Origin of the sequence: Clostridium oryzae (genome assembly GCF_002029235.1) — a bacterium.
GTDB classification, from domain to species: Bacteria; Bacillota; Clostridia; order Clostridiales; family Clostridiaceae; genus Clostridium_AE; species Clostridium_AE oryzae.
In genome coordinates this window covers 1-20,206 of record NZ_MZGV01000006.1, presented here as the reverse complement: position 1 = coordinate 20,206, position 20,206 = coordinate 1, and the positions used below count along the sequence as shown (strand labels likewise).

Annotated in this window: 27 protein-coding genes and 1 pseudogene; 24 read left to right on the top strand and 4 right to left on the bottom strand. The window is 32.5% G+C overall.

Translation table 11 applies throughout. From position 1 onward, the window contains the following. Positions 1–78 precede the first annotated feature (78 nt). The 10 genes from CLORY_RS04225 (at position 79) to CLORY_RS04185 (ending at position 6,949) form a co-directional block, all read left to right on the top strand. Positions 79–771 (top strand): response regulator transcription factor, encoded by a 693-nt coding sequence (locus CLORY_RS04225; protein ID WP_079422266.1) that lies wholly within the window; start codon positions 79–81, stop codon positions 769–771. 2 nt (positions 772–773) lie between these two features. Beyond that, on the top strand, positions 774–1,814 hold the full coding sequence (locus CLORY_RS04220) for a sensor histidine kinase (protein WP_079422265.1): 1,041 nt from the start codon (positions 774–776) through the stop codon (positions 1,812–1,814). Positions 1,815–1,830: 16 nt separating this feature from the next. Next, positions 1,831–2,586: an ABC transporter ATP-binding protein gene (locus CLORY_RS04215; protein ID WP_079422264.1), complete on the top strand. Its 756-nt coding sequence runs from the start codon at positions 1,831–1,833 to the stop codon at positions 2,584–2,586. Positions 2,587–2,720: 134 nt separating this feature from the next. After that, positions 2,721–3,869: an FtsX-like permease family protein gene (locus CLORY_RS04210; protein WP_169911522.1), complete on the top strand. Its 1,149-nt coding sequence runs from the start codon at positions 2,721–2,723 to the stop codon at positions 3,867–3,869. 15 nt (positions 3,870–3,884) lie between these two features. Then, positions 3,885–4,043 (top strand): helix-turn-helix domain-containing protein, encoded by a 159-nt coding sequence (locus CLORY_RS23195; RefSeq protein WP_169911521.1) that lies wholly within the window; start codon positions 3,885–3,887, stop codon positions 4,041–4,043. Then, a complete protein-coding gene (locus tag CLORY_RS04205; protein ID WP_079422262.1) occupies positions 4,031–4,282 on the top strand; it encodes a TIGR04076 family protein in 252 nt (83 codons plus the stop codon). The genes CLORY_RS23195 and CLORY_RS04205 overlap by 13 nt, the downstream gene beginning before the upstream one ends. A 306-nt stretch (positions 4,283–4,588) precedes the next feature. After that, positions 4,589–5,095: an NUDIX domain-containing protein gene (locus CLORY_RS04200; RefSeq protein ID WP_169911520.1), complete on the top strand. Its 507-nt coding sequence runs from the start codon at positions 4,589–4,591 to the stop codon at positions 5,093–5,095. Further along, positions 5,092–5,808, top strand: coding sequence for a metallophosphoesterase family protein (locus CLORY_RS04195; protein WP_079422260.1), 717 nt, complete (start codon positions 5,092–5,094; stop codon positions 5,806–5,808). The genes CLORY_RS04200 and CLORY_RS04195 overlap by 4 nt, the downstream gene beginning before the upstream one ends. A 24-nt stretch (positions 5,809–5,832) precedes the next feature. After that, the gene (locus CLORY_RS04190) at positions 5,833–6,375 is read left to right on the top strand and encodes a GNAT family N-acetyltransferase (protein ID WP_079422259.1); all 543 of its coding nucleotides are present in this window, start codon (positions 5,833–5,835) and stop codon (positions 6,373–6,375) included. Positions 6,376–6,409: 34 nt separating this feature from the next. Next, the gene (locus tag CLORY_RS04185) at positions 6,410–6,949 is read left to right on the top strand and encodes a nitroreductase family protein (RefSeq protein WP_079422258.1); all 540 of its coding nucleotides are present in this window, start codon (positions 6,410–6,412) and stop codon (positions 6,947–6,949) included. 181 nt (positions 6,950–7,130) lie between these two features. Here the strand turns inward: CLORY_RS04185 and CLORY_RS04180 are convergent, their stop codons facing one another. Then, positions 7,131–7,754, bottom strand: a complete 624-nt coding sequence (locus CLORY_RS04180; RefSeq protein WP_079422257.1) for a flavodoxin family protein — start codon at positions 7,752–7,754, stop codon at positions 7,131–7,133. A gap of 303 nt (positions 7,755–8,057) precedes the next feature. Between CLORY_RS04180 and CLORY_RS04175 the strand changes: the two genes are divergently transcribed. Together CLORY_RS04175 and CLORY_RS04170 are read left to right on the top strand one after the other, a co-directional pair. After that, complete coding sequence (locus CLORY_RS04175) at positions 8,058–8,270, top strand: helix-turn-helix transcriptional regulator (protein WP_079422256.1); 213 nt, start codon at positions 8,058–8,060, stop codon at positions 8,268–8,270. Then, a complete protein-coding gene (locus CLORY_RS04170; protein ID WP_079422255.1) occupies positions 8,257–8,679 on the top strand; it encodes a hypothetical protein in 423 nt (140 codons plus the stop codon). The genes CLORY_RS04175 and CLORY_RS04170 overlap by 14 nt, the downstream gene beginning before the upstream one ends. Positions 8,680–9,561: 882 nt before the next feature. Here CLORY_RS04170 and CLORY_RS04165 read toward each other — a convergent pair. Continuing rightward, positions 9,562–10,104 carry a GNAT family N-acetyltransferase gene (locus CLORY_RS04165; protein ID WP_079422254.1) on the bottom strand — a complete coding sequence of 181 codons (543 nt, stop codon included), beginning with the start codon at positions 10,102–10,104 and terminating at the stop codon, positions 9,562–9,564. A 431-nt stretch (positions 10,105–10,535) separates the two neighbouring features. Here CLORY_RS04165 and CLORY_RS04160 point away from each other — a divergent pair. The 8 genes and pseudogenes from CLORY_RS04160 to CLORY_RS04125 all read left to right on the top strand — a co-directional run. Beyond that, a pseudogene (locus CLORY_RS04160) lies at positions 10,536–10,952 on the top strand (GNAT family N-acetyltransferase); the annotation flags it as partial. After that, positions 10,944–11,441, top strand: coding sequence for an aminoacyl-tRNA hydrolase (gene pth2 / locus CLORY_RS04155; RefSeq protein WP_341456631.1), 498 nt, complete (start codon positions 10,944–10,946; stop codon positions 11,439–11,441). The pseudogene CLORY_RS04160 and the gene pth2, both read left to right, overlap by 9 nt. A gap of 271 nt (positions 11,442–11,712) precedes the next feature. After that, the gene (locus CLORY_RS04150; RefSeq protein ID WP_079422253.1) at positions 11,713–11,997 is read left to right on the top strand and encodes a hypothetical protein; all 285 of its coding nucleotides are present in this window, start codon (positions 11,713–11,715) and stop codon (positions 11,995–11,997) included. A 342-nt stretch (positions 11,998–12,339) separates the two neighbouring features. Beyond that, complete coding sequence (locus CLORY_RS04145) at positions 12,340–13,377, top strand: S66 family peptidase (RefSeq protein ID WP_079422252.1); 1,038 nt, start codon at positions 12,340–12,342, stop codon at positions 13,375–13,377. A 337-nt stretch (positions 13,378–13,714) separates the two neighbouring features. After that, positions 13,715–14,311, top strand: coding sequence for a methyltransferase family protein (locus CLORY_RS04140; protein WP_169911519.1), 597 nt, complete (start codon positions 13,715–13,717; stop codon positions 14,309–14,311). 177 nt (positions 14,312–14,488) lie between these two features. Beyond that, complete coding sequence (locus tag CLORY_RS04135) at positions 14,489–14,794, top strand: nucleotidyltransferase domain-containing protein (RefSeq protein ID WP_079422250.1); 306 nt, start codon at positions 14,489–14,491, stop codon at positions 14,792–14,794. Then, positions 14,775–15,182 (top strand): nucleotidyltransferase substrate binding protein, encoded by a 408-nt coding sequence (locus CLORY_RS04130; protein ID WP_079422249.1) that lies wholly within the window; start codon positions 14,775–14,777, stop codon positions 15,180–15,182. The genes CLORY_RS04135 and CLORY_RS04130 overlap by 20 nt, the downstream gene beginning before the upstream one ends. A gap of 42 nt (positions 15,183–15,224) precedes the next feature. Further along, positions 15,225–15,830, top strand: coding sequence for an HD domain-containing protein (locus CLORY_RS04125; RefSeq protein WP_139375955.1), 606 nt, complete (start codon positions 15,225–15,227; stop codon positions 15,828–15,830). Between the two features lie 77 nt (positions 15,831–15,907). Here CLORY_RS04125 and CLORY_RS23190 read toward each other — a convergent pair whose 3' ends face one another. Beyond that, positions 15,908–16,081 (bottom strand): hypothetical protein, encoded by a 174-nt coding sequence (locus CLORY_RS23190; RefSeq protein WP_169911518.1) that lies wholly within the window; start codon positions 16,079–16,081, stop codon positions 15,908–15,910. 65 nt (positions 16,082–16,146) lie between these two features. Between CLORY_RS23190 and CLORY_RS04120 the strand changes: the two genes are divergently transcribed. Beyond that, positions 16,147–16,584, top strand: coding sequence for an HXXEE domain-containing protein (locus CLORY_RS04120; protein WP_242954331.1), 438 nt, complete (start codon positions 16,147–16,149; stop codon positions 16,582–16,584). Between the two features lie 28 nt (positions 16,585–16,612). Here CLORY_RS04120 and CLORY_RS04115 read toward each other — a convergent pair whose 3' ends face one another. Continuing rightward, positions 16,613–16,849, bottom strand: coding sequence for a hypothetical protein (locus tag CLORY_RS04115; RefSeq protein ID WP_079422247.1), 237 nt, complete (start codon positions 16,847–16,849; stop codon positions 16,613–16,615). A gap of 339 nt (positions 16,850–17,188) precedes the next feature. Here CLORY_RS04115 and CLORY_RS04110 point away from each other — a divergent pair, with 339 nt between their 5' ends. The 3 genes from CLORY_RS04110 to CLORY_RS04100 all read left to right on the top strand — a co-directional run bounded on the left by CLORY_RS04110 (position 17,189) and on the right by CLORY_RS04100 (position 19,632). Further along, on the top strand, positions 17,189–17,953 hold the full coding sequence (locus CLORY_RS04110) for an alpha/beta hydrolase family protein (protein ID WP_079422246.1): 765 nt from the start codon (positions 17,189–17,191) through the stop codon (positions 17,951–17,953). Positions 17,954–18,029: 76 nt separating this feature from the next. Next, on the top strand, positions 18,030–18,596 hold the full coding sequence (locus CLORY_RS04105) for a flavodoxin family protein (RefSeq protein ID WP_079422245.1): 567 nt from the start codon (positions 18,030–18,032) through the stop codon (positions 18,594–18,596). 307 nt (positions 18,597–18,903) lie between these two features. Next, entirely contained in the window at positions 18,904–19,632 is a 729-nt protein-coding gene (locus tag CLORY_RS04100) for an IMP cyclohydrolase (RefSeq protein WP_079422244.1), read from the top strand. Positions 19,633–20,206: the final 574 nt, after the last annotated feature.

Sequence of the window (20,206 nt, the reverse complement as noted above, 5' to 3'; positions counted from 1 at the left end):
TTAGGAAATGGAAATTTCCTAATAATAAAACCGTAGGCTGGAGCTTACGGTTTTAATTAAAAGCAGGAGTATAGGGATATGGAGAAAATACTTATTGTTGAAGATGATATAAAGTTAAGCAGTTTTATGAAAGAATTTATTGAGAAGTATGGTTATGATGTGATTCTGATTAAGGATTTTAAGAACATAGAAAAAGAATTTACTGAAGCTAAACCTGATCTAATACTATTGGATATAAACCTGCCGTATTCGGATGGCTTTCAGCTCTGCAGAGTATTTAGAAGAGAGTCAAGTGTGCCAATAATATTCATATCTGCTAGAAGCAGCGAATTTGAACAGATACGCGGACTTGAAATGGGGGCGGACGATTACATTGTTAAACCTTTTAGTTTTGAGCTGCTGTTGGCAAAGGTACAAGCAGCTTTCAGAAGAAGTTATGGAGAATATAATAAAGAGAAAAATGTGATTTCAGCATCAAATGGTCTAGAACTTAACAAAAATAGCTTTGAAATCAGTGCTAATGGTAAGACTTTGGAGCTTTCTAAAAAGGAATTTCAGTTACTTAATAAGCTCATTGAGAAAGAAAATACTATTGTAACGAGAGAAGAATTATTAGAAGAATTATGGGATGAAACATTTTTTGTGGATGATCATACTCTTACAGTAAATGTCACAAGGGCAAAAGGAAAGCTATTGGAATTGGGTTTAGATGATGTAATAAAAACCAAAAGAGGTTTGGGATATATATACCAAAGCAATAAGGTGCAATAGCGATGAAAATAAAGATATTCATTGATTTTATAAAAGACCAGGTGCCTTTTACCCTTACCTTTTATCTTAGCATAGGAACAATACTCATATATTATGGATTAACTGCTCATATATCTGATATTGTATATCCAGTTATTATTGTTTCAACCATATTTATTATCCACCTTTTTATAGAGTGGACTAAATATTATAGCTTTAATTTGCACATAACCGATTACGCTAATAGTATGGACAATAAGTTTTTTCAAAGTACTAATCAGCAGAAATATTTTATTAAGGTAATGAGGCATTCTCAGCAGATGTATTTGAAGGAAATAAGTAAGATTAACTCTGAGGGAAACGCATATAGATACTTCTTCTCTCAATGGGTTCATAATATGAAGACTCCAGTATCTATAATAAGTTTAATGCTGCAAAAACTGGAAAACGAATATCTAAAAGTTCAGAGTAATGATGACAAAAAATATTTAGCTGATTTTGCAAACGGAATAAAAGATGAAAACTCTAAGCTTCATAATGGTATGGAACAGCTTCTAAATATACTAAGAATGGAACAGTTTGCAAGAGATTATGAACCTGAGTCAGTGGATATTACTGAATCGTTAAAAGAAGTAATAAATTCAAAAAAAAGCCTGTTTATTTATAATAATGTATTTCCGCAGATAGAGTGTAATGAATTGCATGTCAAGGTTTTGACCGATGAAAAATGGAATAAGTTCATGCTGGAGCAGATAATAAATAATGCTGTGAAATACTCTGCTCAAAAAGGAAAGAAGAAACATGTGAAATTTCAGGTGACTAAATTGAACAATCGAGTTCAATTAATCATTGAAGACGAGGGGATAGGAATACCAAAGAGTGATATAAACAGAATTTTTGAACCCTTTTTTACGGGTGAAAATGGAAGGAAATATAGAGATGCATCGGGAATAGGGTTATATATTTGCTCACTGCTGGCTAAAAATTTAAATCATAAAATTGATATACAATCTGATGAGGGAAAAGGTACAAAAGCGACGATAACCTACTTTTTAGAACATTAAGGAGGTAAATGGGGAGTTGGAAATATTAAAAGGCATCAATATAGTAAAAACCTATAATAATGAAATTAATGACAGTTCCCAAAATATCATAAATGGTCTGGATATAACTATACACGAAGGCGAATTTACAGCCATAATGGGACCTTCCGGCAGTGGTAAAACTACATTGCTTAATATTTTGAGTGGTATAGATAAGCCAACTATAGGGGAGGTAAACATAATGGGAATGGATATGGTTGCTTTAAATGATAGTGAGAGAGCCATATTTAGAAGAAAAAATCTAGGGCTTATATTTCAAAACTTTAATTTACTTGAGGATCTTACTTTAAAGGAAAACGCCGCTCTGCCTCTACTTATGCAGGGAGAAAAGCAGGCTAAAATTGAACAGGCTGTAAACGAACTATTTAAACTCATGAATATATATGAAATAAAAGACAAGTATCCCAATATGGTTTCTCAAGGTCAAAGACAGAGAGCTGCCTCCTGTAGAGCTCTTGCCACAAATCCAAGAATAATATTTGCAGATGAACCTACAGGAAATCTAGATTCAAAAGCCGCAAAGAAATTTATGAATTATATGAGGATAATCAACAGTGAAAAAAAGGTAACGCTTTTGCTTGCTACTCATGACTCAATGGCTGCCAGCTACTGTTCAAGAGTTATATTTATAAAGGATGGTAACATATTTGCAGATATTTATAAAAAAGAAGAGGACAAGAAATTCCTGAATAAAATATTGGATTGTCTTGTTATAATGGGTGGTGACGATTGATGAATTATTTTGTTATGGCCCGAAACTCCCTCAAAAAAAACATAGGAAAACAGACTACGTTTATTATTACCTGTATTGTCTCAAGTACATTATATTTTTTATACGGCACCCTTATATATAACAGAGGCCGTAAAGTGGCTGAACCAACAAATCTGTTAGGCATAACATTAAAGTCTTCAATGGCAATCATCATAATAATGTTAGGATGTTTTATAATATATTCATATACTTCATATATAAGGCGGAGAAGTAGGGATTTTAAAATCTTGATGCTTTTGGGTATGACAAAAAAAGAACTTATTATATGTCTGCTTCTTGAGAACCTTTTTTTAATGCTTATATGTGTTGGCATAGGAATTATCCTAGGAACCATATTTTCTAGGTTTTTCTTTATTTTGACAATAAATTATGTAGGTTCTCCTAATTTAAGTTTTTCACTTTCTAAAATAAATTATATTTATACGCTATATTTCTTTATAGTTTTATATTTGTTTACCGCTAAAAGAACTGGAAAGCTGATAAGGAGTATAGACACTTTGAATAAAGTAAAAACTTCAAAGTGTAAGGGAAAAATGCGAGAAACCATGAAAGCTGTACTACTTATGTTTTTTATAGCCATGGCTATATACACAAAGGCTAAGGAAAAACAGAATATTCATTTGTATGCTTGGATAGTTTGCATGTTAATACTCTATGTAATGATATTCTATATAAGCAAAATCGTAATGCATATTTTGAGAAGGAAGAATTCATTTTATAAAAATAATTTTTTGCTGATGAAACAGTTAGTAAGAAATATTGAGCAGGATGATGTATTTATATTTTTTCTTTCATGTGCAGGTTTTCTTTTTATAACTTATAATGTTTTCTGCCATGTTGATTTATTCATCAGATATTCAAAGCATATAAGCTCTCAGGAGATTAATATATTTAAGTTTATTTCGATTTTTACTAACATAGTATTCTGTGCAATATCATCTAGTATAATGTATTTTAAGAGTCAGATGGAACTTGAAAATACATATGACTATTTTAAAAAACTGTATATGCTCGGTATGACAAAAGAGGAGCATAAACTGTTAATTAAATATAGGCTTATAAGTGTATTTTTTACGCCTATTACCCTTTATTCGATTGTGAGTATAGTATTTATAACAACTATTGAAATTTATATGGGAATAACTATTTTTACAGAAGTGAAAATTATAGCCTTATCTTACTTCTTTACCTTGTATGGATACAACAAAGCAAAGAAGCTTTATTATGAAATCAATATGCTATAAAAGATGCACAGCATTGTGGATTTAACTAAGAGAAGGATGGATAAATATCTAAGTGAATATAAACTTACAACATCACAATGGTCAGTAATAAAATTATTATCTGATAAAGGAGAGTTGTCTCAGGAGCAAATTGCAGATAAATTGAATGGGGGAAGAAATATATGGGAAAAGTAAAATTGACGGTAAAAGAGAGTAAATGTAGATGTGGCTATTGTAAAAAAGGCGATACGTTTATTGTAGAAGATTTATGTCCGCCAATCTGTCATGAATTATGGAATAGTATCTATCCGAGCGTATATGTATTGCTTAACGGCGGATCATTGGATTATGGAAACGTACGAGCCCAAAAATTTGAGGCAAAATGTCCAGATGGTGGACGGGTTGTTATATGTGGTGAAGTTGATAAGATTTAAAGAGAAGGCTAATTCATTCTCGCTTATTTGCGTAAATTTTGACAAATAAAGTGATAATAAATTTACAAAAATCCTGCTTTAATTTTACAATACTATTAAAATAGAATTTTTGCAATGAAAAAGTTGAAATGTTACCTATAATAGGTATATTATATACACATTATTTAATATATAGTTGTAAGAGTGTCTATTGTAAAAAGGGAATCAGGATGGGTAACTGATTTCCTTTTTATTTATGGATAATAATCTGACAATTATCCTGTTAATGGTATAATTGTTATCATGAATATAGAAAGGAGTAATGAAATGCTGCAGTTAAGGGTTATGGCTACTGCCTATTTAATGAATAACAACGAGTTTTTAATGATGGAGAGAAGCAAAAACAAGAAATTTGCACCGAATATATGGGCTGGAGTGGGTGGCCATTTAGAGCCGGAAGAAGTTAACGATCCTGAGAAAGCTTGCATTCGTGAGATTTTTGAAGAAACTTGTATAACGGAAAAGAATATTACAGATCTAGATTTAAAGTATATAATCTTACGAAGAAGCAAAGATGAAATCAGAGTCCAGTATGTATATTTCGGTAATACTTCAAAGAGAGAATTTGTAGATACCCATGAAGGAAAATTATTCTGGATAAATAAAGACATGCTATTTAAACGAAAGTTATCTGTAACCACGGAAATGACGCTTAGACATTACTTGGAGTATGGACGGGATATAAAGGATGTATTAGTAGGCGTAGTAAGTGCCTGTGATAATAAACCGAAAGTAAACTGGACACCTGTGCAGGATTGGGAGGATAGAATATGAATATAGCAGTTTTAGCTGATATACATGGCAACGGCATTGCGTTTCAGCATGTGTTGGAGGATATGAAAACGCAGGATATAAACAAGGTTATTATTCTTGGTGATGTGGTGATGAAGGGACCAACTACGACAAGGATTGTGGAAGAGCTGCAGAAACTTGATTGTTTAGCGTGGATTCAAGGAAATACTGATAAATGGTTCAAAGAAATATCAGATGACTGGAAGCCTGAAACTAATAAGGAAAAGGAAATTAAGGCTTATTGCAGTTATGCTAGAGAAAATATGAGTAAGGAAAGTATAGAATTTATAAATAATCTTCCATTTCAAAAGTCTTTGATATGTGAGAATGTTAGCATGTTATGTGTACATGGAACTCCTCAGGATATTCAGGATGCTATTGACGGCAGTGTGCCTGTCCAACACATAAAAGAATTAATTAAGGACATAAAAGAGGATGTTTTATTATGTGCTCACTCACATTGTTCATATATAGGTGAAGTAGATGGAAAAAAGATATTTAATCCCGGAAGTATAGGTCTTGCTGCAGACGGAGATTTGAGAGCATCCTATGGTATTTTGAAGATAGATGATGGTAATGTTGAAATAATAAACAGGAGAGTAGCTTATCCAATAGATGAATTATTTCAGCTTGCTGAGGAAAGTAGCTTTCCTAACCTTAATCTATATAAGAGGCTAATAATGAATGAAGCATAATGAAAAAGAGGAAGTGTTAGTGTAATGGCAAGAAGTCCTATTGAAAATTATATGCTGGTGCCTCTTCAAGAAAGCTATTTTAAAGAACTTTATTCCTGGAATACTGAAGAAGAGCACTTTGAATTGTATACATGCAGACCAGTAACAAAACAAAAAAACTATGAAGAATATATAAAGGTTATGCAGAAATCCATAAACAATAAAAGTGAGAAGACCTATCTGCTCATAGATGAATGCTATCCTGACTTACCATTAGGAAGAGTAAAAGTGTTTGATTATAATCCGAGAAACCACAGTGCTGAGTTTGGGTATTATTTTCCTAGGATCAATAGAAACCAAGGCTTAGGCAGTATTATGCTGAAAAATTTTTTGTATATAGTTTTTCAAGATACTGAGCTTAATTTAAATAAATTGTACGCTACAACGTGTTCAAACAATAGTCCTTCTATCAAACTTTTAGAAAAGCATGGATTCAAATTAGATGGAAGGTTAAGGGAGCATTATTGGATTGATGCTATAAAATATGATCAGTGTGTTTATTCTATTTTAAAAGGTGAATTGATATAATTACATAGATATTTATACTGGAGGTTGATTTAAAATGATTAAAGAAATTGAAACTAGAAGAAGTGTAAGAAAATATTTAAACAAGCCTATTGAAGATGAAAAAATAACGGAAATAATAGAAAGTGCAAGATTAGCACCATCAGGCAATAACTCACAGCCTTGGAGTTTTATAATAGTAAAGTCCGAAGAAATGAGACAGAAGGTAGTCAAGGTGTCACATGACCAGAAATGGATGCTGGATGCGCCAGTTCTTATTGTATGTGTTGCCGATATAAGATGCAGGATAACAGATGACAGAGATGTGCACATAGATGAAAACAGTCCCGAAGAAGAGGTTAAGCTTATTATCAGAGATACTGCTATTGCTATAGAACATATATTGCTTCAAGCTAAGAATTTAGGACTTGGTACTTGTTGGGTTGGCTGGTTTATTCAAAATGAAATAAGACAAGTCTTAGACATACCAGATGATAAATATGTGGTAGGAGTTATACCCGTAGGTTATGCAAATGAAGCACCAAATGCACGTCCGAGAAGGGGTCTAGATGAAATTGTGCATTATGAAAAATGGTAATTAATATGTCGTTACTAATAACTTATTTCACACATGATTTTTATGGAGATGTATGAATAAGATTTTTAATAGTCCTGTAAAATATTTATAATAATTTTGAAAAAGGCGAGCTGAGAGAGTTCTAATTCCCTTGAGCTCGCCTTTTAAAATATTTTAATATCGTTTTGATACGTAACTTTGGCTAACGTATAAAGTTTGTTGAAACTCTTGCTTCACCTTCAGGTATTGAAATTCCAGCCTTTTTTCCAGCTTCAATACATTTTAAAAGCCAAGCCATATTTCTTCCTAAGGTTCTCATGGTCTGCATGCCCTCAAGGTCTTGTCTAACTTCATTTGGAGTATTTCCATGAACCATATTCCAATATTGAGAAGATACCACGGGCATATTCGCAATAGTAAAATATTTGTTTAGCTGCTCAAAAGCTGAAGTTGAACCACCACGTCTGCAGCTGACCACAGCGGCACCGGGCTTGTACTGAAAACCATCCCCAGCATAGAAAAATCTGTCTAAGAAGGAGGTTATAAGGCCTGAAGCAGCAGCATAATGGACTGGTGAACCAAAAATAAAACCATCTGCTGTTTTAGCTTTCTCTAAACCTGTGTTTACAGTATCATCATCAAAAACGCATTTTCCATCAGTATTAGCACAGCCTCCACAACCTATGCAGCCGCGAATAGGTTTATTACCTACATGAAAAATTTCTGTCTCTATATTTTCTTTTTCTAGTTCCTTTGCAACTTCAGAAAGTGCAGTATAAGTGCAGCCTTTAGCCTTTGGACTTCCATTGATAAGTAATACTTTCATATTCACACCTCATTTAGTTAATATAATTACTAATAATAATATACAATAATATAATCAGAAAATAAATAAGTTAATAATTTTTTTAAAGTTAAATATTGAGCGTATATATTTAGGTTTGCGATAAAAATCAATATAAATTAAATATGGCTAAATTTATATCGTGATAATAAAAAGTTAGCGCGAAAGTAAATTATAGGATTCTGCATCAACCTTTTGACTCATGTGTAAAGTAAAGTTGACATTGCAGTAAAACAATTATATAATAATGGTGTAAAGTAAAGTTTACAAAGAGGTGATAAATTATTGCAAAATAGAGTAAAAGAAGTTAGACAAAAGTATGGGATGACACAGGAAGAATTTTCAGATAAGATAGGTGTTTCCAGGCAGACTATAGTTGCTTTAGAAAAAGGAAAGTATAATCCATCAGTAATCCTTGCCTGCAGGATAGCAAAATTATTTAACAGCTCTGTGGAAGAGATTTTTATAATGGAGGAGGAAGATTATGTTAAGTTATAAGGCTAGAAAATATGTTAATAAGGAAATGTTGATCTTTGGGATTATCGCATTGATAGGAATAACAGTTTTTATTCTGGGAACTTTCTTTAACATCTTAAGGGAAGAGATGCCTGGCATAGCACTAGGATGCATTCCAACTGGAATAATCGGTATGCTGCTTACAAATTCAATGAAGAGAACTCCCGAAAAGACAGAGAAAATAGTCAGGATAAAGACGGAAGAAAGGCTGCAATTGATTAGGTACAAAACAGGTTACAGCGCTTTTTGGATAATGTTTATCTATATAGCTGTTTGTAATGTATTTTCAAGGTATATAGTCATCTCTTTTTCAATGTTTCTGGTGATTACAGTGATAGTAATGGTAGTAGTTCTGTTAATCAGTTCTATCGTGCAGCATAGGATTTCTTAATTATTAGAAGAACGAAAGAAATTTCAATAGGAATTGAAGCCTCCTGAAATCTCTTTTCTTCATTTTTTAGTCTCTAAGAAATTATGTTTTTGGGGAACTGTGGACAACTTTTAACTATGTATGAATAAATTGTATGTGTTGTTAAAAGGATGTAGCTATATAATATACGAAGTAATATGAAGATAGCTCTTAAGAAAATACTAATAAATAAACAAGAAAAATAATTTGAGAGAAGTAATATAGAAAATAATACTTTGTAAATGAATAGAGCCGGCATAGGGTAGGAAGTGGTTGGAGGAGGCATTTTCCAGCCGACGGAAATTACTTCCTACCCTTTTTTAGTCTGTAGGAAATGTTCATGAAAGCGTGCTTTCACCAAGTAGAATGAAAAAGTAATCTTCTTTTTTGTAGGAATTTATGATTTTTTACAATTGTGGATAACTTTTCATTAGGATCAAACTATACCTCAAAAGAGTAAGAAAGATGGAAATTAAATAAAAAAACGATACAGCATGTTTGCGAAGAAGTTAAAGAGAAACAGTAATATATTTTGAAGTTAGTGAATTAAGATAGAAAGGTAATAGAATTAATAAAATAAAAGTATCATGTAAAAATTAAGAATTAGGGCATTAAAAATGGTCTTCCGGGGCTATTTATGCATACTCATTATCATTCGTAAATAGCCCGTGAAAGGTCATTTAGACCTTTCACCCCGACGGAGGCATTTGGAACGAGCTTAGCAATTATCCGCGTCTTTTAGGCAAATTTCCGTTAAGATGGCGAATTGTTTGAGGTGCAGCCGAGTTATGAGCCATTAGGAAATTTGACTAAAAGATGGGTTGAAATTGCTTAACGAGTGGAATTAGCTGACATAGGGTGTAATCATTTTTTATGATATTCTTCGGCTAGAAGGCCATACTCATAGGAATCATGCCAAATTGGTTCACCTTTTTCATCTCGTTTGAAAAAAGCTTTTTTCTTAAAATAACCTTCTCTCCTCATCTGCAAACGCTCCATCAATCTCCAAGAAGCTGAATTTTCCGGATTGCACATAGCAATTATCCTATGCGCTTTAAAATGTTCAAAGGCATAACGAATAATTTCTCTGCAGCTTTCTGTGGCATAGCCCTTATGTTGGTAAGCAGGATTGAAAACATAACCAAGTTCCCAGGTTAGAAATTCTTTAGGACCTTGTTGTTCAAAATAAAGATTTCCAATAAGCTTGCTACTTTCTTTAAGGCATACAGCCAAGAAGGCAGGATTTTCTGAACGATTTTTTGCCTCCTGCCTGCAAGCTTCCTCACTTAAAACATCATATGGTTCATATTTAACTACAGATTCATCAGATAGATATTCGTATAAATCCTTCCAGTCATCTATACTAAACTTTCTAATTATAAGCCGTTCTGTTTCAAAAATTACCATTATAATATTCGCTCCTTTTAATTTTAGGGAGGAATATATAGTATATAGTTCCTCCGAGTTAGTTTAGAAACCACCTCTTAAAATATTTCACGCTACCACTCTCCTTTCTTGACTCTTGATTTCCTAAGCAGTAGTAGGTAAGTTATACCATTATATCATATTTATAGGCCCTTAACAATGAGAACCAATTTTGGAGGACAGAAGAGTCAAGCCTAGCTATTGGCAATCATGTATACTTGTCTAGCTGGAGGAGCAAAATCTTTCGGTTTTAGCTGTATAAGTTCACCGCTGTTCAATCCGGCTCTAGCAGACGATTCAGGAATAAAAGCATATCTTCCACACCTCTGAATAAATAATAATATAGTGGTGCTGTAGATTTTTAAGGATAATGTATATAATAAATCAAAAACTCTATAGGAGTGTGCATGAATGTGGATAAATATGTTATTATAGAAAGCAAAGCAGAGGATGAAGAATTGATTGTAAAAGGGCTTGTTAGATACAATTTAACTCAAGTTCCGCTTAAGCAACAGAAGGAATTTATATGTATTAATAGGACAGTCAAGAATGAAAATGGTGATATCATAGCAGGTATATTAAGCAGGATGTATTGTTGGAATTGTTTGTATATAGATACCTTATGGGTGAAAGAAGAGTATAGAGGAGAAAGACTAGGTTCTAAACTGCTAAAAGAAGTAGAGAAAACGGCGATGGAACAAGGTTGTGAGTTGATTCACCTTGACACCTTCGATTTTCAAGCAAAAGGCTTTTATTTAAAACATGGATACGATATATTTGGAATATTGGAGCAATGCCCTGAGGGGCATAAGCGATATTTCATGAAGAAAATAATGTCAGGTGCCAATGTCAGGTGCCAGGCACGTGACAAAATAGGAGGCTTATTTATGGATAGAAGAACAAAACAAATAATAGTGATGCGTAAAGATTTGCAGATGACAAAAGGAAAAATGATTGCTCAGGGAAGCCATGCTTCTGTAGGAATGCTGCTTGAGATGATGGAGATAAACAATGTGATTAATGAAAATCAAGACACTGCATCTACAGGTGAATATACATTAACCTTGAGGGTTCAGGACGGTTCAGCTATAGATAACTGGTTTAAAGAAGGATTTAAAAAAGTATGTGTATATGTTAATTCTGAGGAGGAATTAATCGATATATACAATAAAGCTCAGGAAAAGGGACTTCCTGTAATTATGATAGAAGATGCTGGGGTTACAATGTTCAAAGGTGTTCCTACTAAGACTTGTATAGCCATAGGTCCAGCTTGGGATAAGGATATAGATGAAGTGACTGGAGAGCTAAAATTGCTTTAAGAGACAGTGAACTTATAAATAGGAATGTCTACGAGCAATTTTTTAGCCTCTACGAATTTATGATTTTTGCCAATTGTGGATAACTTTCAACTGTGTATGAATAAATTGTATATGTTGCTAAAAGGATACAACTATATAATATGCGAAGTAGTATGAAGAAAGCTCTTAAGAAAATACTAATAAACAAATAAACAAGAAAAATAATTTGTGAGAAGAAATATAGAAAATAATACTTTGTAAATGCATAGAGTTGGCATAGGGTAGGAAGTGGTTGGAGGAGGCATTTTCCAGACGACGGAAATCACTTCCTACCCTTTTTTATGATTTCCATGCATTAATGAATAACGAGATTTCTTATAAGTTTCAACCATCATATATAGACGGTAAATTTGAATTATTATCAGAAAGTGACTTGATTGAAATTGATGAGCTGGCCCAGCTTATGATTGATCCGGATGCAAATTTTGAGCAACTGCTTGAACTGTGGGAAACTAAGCGTAAATATAGAAAGTTAAATAGTCCATTAGTAGGGGATTGGGATAATCAGTATGAATAAGTTTGTCTGAAGTCACGTGCCAAAATAGAGAAATTCCTTAAATGGCATAAGAACAAATTTGTCTATGTGGATATAGAGTAGTTTATAAGTTAACAAACAATATTCAATTATGACACAGAGTTGACACAAAACAGAACTATTATATAAACATAGAAACGAACAACCCCCTTAAATTAATATAAGAATTACATATGTAATAGCAGTTGGTTAGTCCCCCTTTCCAACTGCTTATTTGTTTTATAAAAATATTTCTATAGAAAGTTTAATTAATATTGAGGCTTATGATACAATTTAGATAAATAGGTAAGGAATTGTAAAAATAAAAGAAGGGAGCTTGAGAAAATGATTAAACCTAAAAGACTTAAAGCTGGGGATAAAGTTGCAATCGTAAGCCTCTCGTGGGGAGGACTAGGTGATGAAGATTTAATACACAAATATTATATTGCGAAGGAACGTTTAGAAAAGGAATTTGGTTTAGAAGTTGTGACAATGCCAAATGCATTAAAGGGTTCAGAATTTGTTGCAAAGCATCCAGAGCTTCGTGCAAAAGATTTAATGGAGGCTTTTTCAGATAAATCGATAGCAGCTATTTTCTGCGCAATTGGTGGAGATGATACGGTAAGGCTGATTCCATATATAGATTATGAAGTGATAAAAAATAATCCAAAGATTTTTATGGGGTATTCTGACACAACAGGAAATCATCTTATGATGTATAAAGCTGGTTTGGTTTCTTTTTATGGACCTTGTGTTATGTGTGAGTTTGGTGAATATGTTTCAATGATGGAATATACGAAAACTTCAGTAAAGAAGGTATTATTTGAGGATACAACTGGTTATAAGATAAGTTCAAGTTCCGAATGGTCAGACGATTGCATATCATGGTCCGAGGAAAATATGAATATCGCAAGAAAAATGAAGAAGGAACAGCATGGATATGAAGTTTTACAGGGTAAGGGTAAAGTTAAGGGATCATTATTAGGAGGTTGTCTTGATGTTTTTATGATGTGCAGCGGCACGGAAATATGGCCAACTTTGGAGGAATGGAAAGGTGCTATTTTATTTATTGAAACAAGCGAAGATAAACCATCACCGGATTTTGTAAAATGGACATTTAGAAACTTAGCAGCTCAGGGAATTTTAGAAGTGATAAACGGTGTTATTGTTGGTAAACCACAGGATGAAGTTTATTATGAAGAATATAAACAGGTAATAATGCAGGTGGTTGCAGAAGAAGAGAATTTGACTGAGCTGCCTATTATTTACAATATTAACATTGGTCATGCAGTACCAACAGGTATATTGCCTTATGGAATTGAGACTGAGATTGATTGTGATGAAAAAACAATAACTTTGCTGGAAAGTGCAACATCGATATGATTTTTAAGTGAACATATATTTTGTTCATTTTATAAGTTAACAAACAATATTCAATTATGACACATAGCTGACACAAAACATAAGTAATATATAACCATAGAAACGAACAACCCCTTAATTTAAAAATAACATATGCAACAGCAGTTGGATATCCCCCTTTCCGACTGCTTTTTTATTTATTGAAAATATGTTGACAAGTACTATATGGCGAAGTTCCTATGCCTTCAGGAAAATTTTTGTAGATATTTTTATTATTGCTGTTGATAATATATGGAAGTTATATTATAATACAAATGAACACATGAACAATCATTCATATAAAAGAAGGAGGATTATTATGTATATAAACCTAATATCTTTTTTGTTGTTATTAGTTTTTGGATTAATATTCTTACTAAAGCTTTATGTGCTGCGAAAAAAGTATAGCTTACAAGCTAATGTATTGGCTAATAGAAATAAAGGGAGAAAGGTACAGTTAGTAGAGAGAATGGTACAAATATCTTCAGCCACTTGGATTCTAGTATGGATTGGTGAGATTGTATTGGTTCAGTTAAATATAGTGAATAAATTTCAATTATGGAATAACTATTATGTAAGCATATTAGGATTAATAGTAATGACAGTAGGAGTTATGTTTTTTATAGTGGCAGCAATGACAATGAAGGCTTCATGGCGAGTGGGTATAGATAAAAGCTCTAAATCGAAGCTCATTACAGAAGGAATATATAGATATAGCCGTAACCCTACGTTTGTTGGTTTATATTTTATAGTTATTGGAATTTTCTTAGTATATGCAGATGCAGCAACATGTATATCCATGCTTGCTAATATGTATGCGATAAACAGATTAGTTCTCGAAGAGGAGAAGCATTTAAAAGAGATTTTTGGAAAAGAATATGATGTTTATATAAAAAAGACACCAAGATATTTGTAATGATGAGGAGGAAGTATTTTCAGAAGTTTTCTTTAAAAGTGTTAAATGAGAAAAAATGCGACTATACACGATTAATTGAAGTTGTTAAAGAAGATTAAATTGCAATTATAGTAAAAAATATATGATATAATTTAGTTATATTAGGAGAGAATTATACATGATGGAGGTAAAAAGCCAATGGAACTAGATTTAGGCAAAAGTTTGATTGAAAATATTAAGAAAATTGCTAACGAAAACTTGATTGATAAAATAGTTCTGTTTGGATCAAGAGCAAGAGGAGATAATAGAAAAAATAGTGATATAGATTTAGCAGTATATTGCAGTAAAGAAAGCAAAGATGAAAGTAAAATATATTTTGAATTTGAGGATATAGAAACTTTGTTTAAACTTGATATTATTTTTATTAAGGAAAGCACTGATAAAAAGCTTATAGAAAATATTCAAAGAGAAGGTGTTGTATTATATGAGAGAGAACAGCAATAAGCTTCACAACTTCATAAGAGCGTTAGATAAATTGAAAGAAGGCTTACATCAATATAACGAAGAAAATGAACTGTTAAGGGATGGATTAATTCAAAGATTTGAATTTACATTTGAGTTGGCATGGAAAACCCTAAAAGAGATGTTTGAAGATGAGGGACTTATTGGACTGAATTCCCCTAAATCAGTATTGAAGGAAGCATTCTCATCAGGCATAATTGAAGACGAAAAGCTGTGGTTAAATATGCTGGTAGATAGGAACACAACGTCGCATATATATAGTGAAGACACCGCAGTTTTAATTTCAAAAAATATAAAAGAAAGATATACTGAAGCATTTGAAAAGCTAAGAGATAAAATTATCGAAAGAATTGGGTATATAGATATATAATCAATAAAAGATATTTTAATATGACTAGGAGATGAGATTATTATGGACAAGATACCTACCATAAGAGAAGCAGAAGAAATATTAAAAGAAGGAGAAAAATTAAATCCAGGCAGGTGGGTGCAGCATTCACGTTATGTAGGAATGGGAGCAAGACTGATAGCAGGCAGCTGTGAAGGTATGAATGAGGAAACTGCTTATGTGGCAGGACTGCTTCATGATATAGGTAGAAGAGTTGGAGTAGTTGGAATGAGGCACACTATAGAAGGTTATAACTATTTAAGTAAAAAGGGCTATGACCCAATTGCTAGAATATGCCTTACGCATTCTCATTTGACAAAAGAAATTAAAGAAATCTTTGGTAAGTGGGATTGTACTGAAGAGGAATACAAATTTATCGAAAACTATTTACGTACAATTGAATACAACGATTATGACCGTTTGATCCAATTATGTGACTGTTTAGCTTTTCCAAATGGTTTTACACTTATGGAAAAAAGGATGATGGATGTAGCACTGAGATATGGTGTCAATGAATATAGTGTAACAAAATGGAAGGCTACCTTTCAAGTTAAACAATATTTTGAAGATAAGATGGGAAAGTCAGTATATGATGTGCTGCCGATGATAGTTAAAAATATATTTAAATAGAGATATTAAGAATCAGCTGATAGAATTATATATGCTGATTTTTTTATTTGTCTCTGTATAATTATGGTTACAATTATTTATGGACATGGAGATTCAAACACTTCTGATAATTTCAAAAAAAGCTGAGTATGATTGACCAATTGTTTATATCCATTATTTTGCAAGCACCATTTTATTGTGGTCATTACCAGCGATGCATATAATGATGACAAATAGTCTGAAATGTCAGGAGCATGAAGATTTTGTTTCATATGTTCCTCATAAAAACTTCTTTTTAAGTAATCAAACATGTCATTATGTAATGGAAGAAATCATTATGGCAAAACACTGGTGTAAAAAAGATCTTAAACAATATATCCATCTTCCTATAACCCCATTTGGAGGCACAAAAAGTACAGCTGGCTGTGCCATAGGTGTGTATGAAGAACTGATATTGTGGATTGCTGCCACTTTGGTTGGCAATATAAGTGGGTTTTATGGACTATGGTACGGGTTACTAGTGGCTAATATTGTACATCTGGTTTTATTTCATATTATATTATTACCATTGTCATACCGTCATTATGTTCCAGGAGAAATAACGGCGTGGCTAACAGTTATTCCATGCTGTTATATTATAAAACTTGCCCAGAACATTTTGGGATACTCTGTTGGTGAAGTTGCTATCTGGGTAACGATTGGAATTGTATTTGGTTTCATAAATATGAAAATACTGCATAAATACATTAATCAGCTTGCCAGATTAGTGGAATGATTACTTAGTAGTGAGCGGTACAATTGAATTAATTTTGTCTCTCATTAAAGTTTGGAGTATAGGCCTGCATAGGTGATTTAGGAGTTTGTTTATCACCTTTATGTTCCTTATATCCACTATACTCTTCTGGGTCGTATTTACGAAGCAGTGTAAGTATCTTACCATAATATTCTTTTTCCTCGCGTATTATATGCGTCAATACAGCATTAACGTCATCCATGTTAGAGTTCGTAATGTGTTTTCCGTAACTATTGGTATAACTCATTGATTCCTTCAAAATTCACATTAATATAACATACTAATATTCTATTTAATGATTTTTCAATATATTCTCGATATTTGAGTTTTAGTGAATAGTAGTATATATAATACTAAAGCGTTATTTTGTGGTAATATGATAATAGTTTATCTAAAATAAAAGTTCATTAAGATCTATTGCTGTAGGTGTAACAATACCTTTGGTTTGTATGGTTATGAGGCTTGATAGATCGATAATAGCAGCTAGCATTATTTCAGGTGTTTTGATAATATATTGCCATAAAGACAATTTACATAGGTTGATTGCAGGAAAAGAAAGATAGTATATAGGGGGAAAAGTATAAAGATGGAGTATAAGAACAAACAATATGAAGAAATAGAAAAATCAGAGTGGAAAGGCTATAATCGATATGATTTTTTTGTTGACGGAAGAGAGGCTATCGTGATTGAGCCTAAAGAGGCGGCGGAAGGCAGACCTTGGATCTGGAGAACAGAGTTCTTTGACGCTTTTTCTCAGGCAGATATGGCTATGGTAGATAAAGGCTGGCACTTAGCTTATTACAAAATTCAAGACATGTACGGCTGTCCTCAAGCAGTTGAACTTATGAGAAACTTCCATATGTATGTAGTAAAGAAGTTTTCACTTAAAAATAAAGTTGTACAGTTTGGCTTCAGCAGAGGGGGACTTTACGCTTTTAACTATACAGCAAAGTATTCAGAAGATATAGCTGCACTTTATTTAGACGCACCAGTTATGGATGTAAAAAGCTGGCCTGCTGGGAAAGGTATAGGCGAAGGTGCTCCAAAGGAATGGAATGAATGTAAAGAGTTGTACGGTATAACAGAAGAAAAACTTGATGATTTTAAAGGAAGTCCTCTGGATAAAGTCGAAATTGTAGCCGAGGCTAAAATTCCTATAATTATTGTTGCGGGAGACTCTGATAGAGTTGTTCCATATTGTGAAAATGGACAAAAATTAGTGAAACGCTATAAGGAGCTTGGCGGATTAATTAAGGAAATCGTCAAAGCTGGGTGTGACCATCATCCGCATAGTTTAGATAATCCTGAACCTATTGTTAATTTTATATTAGAAAACGCAAAAAGAATTTAGCATTATAGATGTGTATTTAAATATGATATTTAGATTTAAGAATGTTGAAAGTTGTTTACATAAGGAGGGATTATAAATGAAAACACTGGTGATTAATGGGTCCCCAAGAAGAAATGGTGATTCTATGACTTTAGTAAATGAGATGCTAAAACAGCTTAATGGTGAGGTAAAGATTATTCATACTTATTATGACAATATAAAACCCTGTGTGGATTGCAGGTATTGCTGGACTGAAAAGAATTGCTGCATAAAAGATGATATGCAGGAAGTCTACACGCTGCTGGATGAAGTGGATAATGTAATTATAGCATCACCTTTATATTTTTCAGAACTTACGGGACAGCTTTTAAGCTTTGCAAGCAGACTCCAGGTGTATTTTGCTCGTAGAGTTATACAGAATGACAAAGAGTTCAAATTGAAGGAGAAAAATGGTGTACTTGTTATTTCAGGCGGCGGAGATACAACTGATTATGACCGCTCAAGAAGAACAGCGAATATTATTTTTCATCAAATGAATGCAAAATGCATTGGAAGTATATATTCAGTAAATACAGATAAAGTCCCGGCTAAAGAAGATGAGGAAGCTTTAAGTAAGGCTAGAGAATTGGCTGTAAAATTGAATGAAATAGGCAGTAGTAAATAAATAATATGGAATAAAATTGTATTTTGATAAAAATGTTGTGCTGCAAAAATCACAGCATTTTTTTTGATAGGATATAATAATAATCATAAGAAAAATTGAGATAATAGTACATTAATTATCAAAATTAGATTATAATTAAACTGTACATTAGCAACAAAAAAATTAATTTATATAGGGAAAGCTAGGAATAATTAAATAATATCAAGACAATAATATTCGACTTGGGTGGAACTTTAATTATGAAGGAATCCCTGCATATTGGGAAGATTATTATAAAAATTTATTATATATGAAAGGTTGGTAACAGATGAGTTTACAGCAAACAGCACTAAATAATGAAAAGTTATTGAAAGAAAACAGTTATCCAGGAAGAGGAATAGTAGTAGGCATGACTCCAGATGGCAAAAATTACGTTCAAATCTATTGGATAATGGGAAGAAGCGTAAACAGCCGTAACAGAATATTTGAAACCGAAGGAAGCTTTGTTAAGACAAAAGCTTTTGATGAAGCTAAGATGGAAGATCCGAGCCTTATAATATACTACCCAGCAAGAGATTACAACAATTATCATATTGTTACAAATGGAGATCAGACCGATACAATCTACAATTACATAAGAGAAAGCAAAACTTTTGAAGATGCCTTAAATACAAGAGAGTTTGAACCGGATAGCCCTAATTTTACGCCTAGAATTTCTGGTTATGTGGATTACAGTGATGAAAAAGCAACTTATGGATTATCAATTCTTAAATCTATAGACAACAATTCAGAATACTGCCAGAGGAATTATTTTTATTATAGCAATTTTATAAAAGGTTATGGACACTGCATCCACACTTATGCAGGAGACGGAAATCCTATTCCATCTTTCCAGGGAGAACCTTATATGGTTGAACTTGAAAATGATATAGATAAGAATGCAGAGAAGTTTTGGAAGTTATTAAACGAAGACAACAAGGTTTCTTTGCTTGTTAAATTTATCAATGCAGCTAATAAAAAGGCAGAAATTAAAATTATTAATAAAAATATAAAATAAGATAATTTAAATAAATTGCGAACCAACGATGGGGGTATGACCTACCGGTCATTGCGCCCTTCGTGTTCTGTAAATTAAATAGCTGTTAATTATTTAATGTATCTTTTAAATATAAACTAAGTGCTATTGGATAAACGTTATTCTATGGAATAACAATTTTTTAATTTCTTCGAAGAAAACTAAAGTGCATCGCTAATTTTTTAGAAAGATAAAAAACCTCTTTTTAATTTGGAAATTGCTAAAACTAATATCCATTTTAATAGAGATAACCTTAAAAAGCTATCTAAGCAGGACAGGTCTTGGCTTCGAAGACCTGCTTCTTCGTAGAGCCCTGTCACGATTAATAGGCTTTTAAGTAGTTGGATTATTAAAAGAAAGTTAATTATAACAGTTTCCATATTGAAGAGAAGCCTTTAACTCTCTTTATAATTAAGATCACACTTAATAATCTACGAAGAAAAATTAAAGATACAACTTCATCAAATAACGTCTGTAAAATTAACGTGTAGAAATTTTAGAGACGGTACTTTAAAACTAGCAATCTATATAATTTACAGAGCCCGCAGGGAGCGTT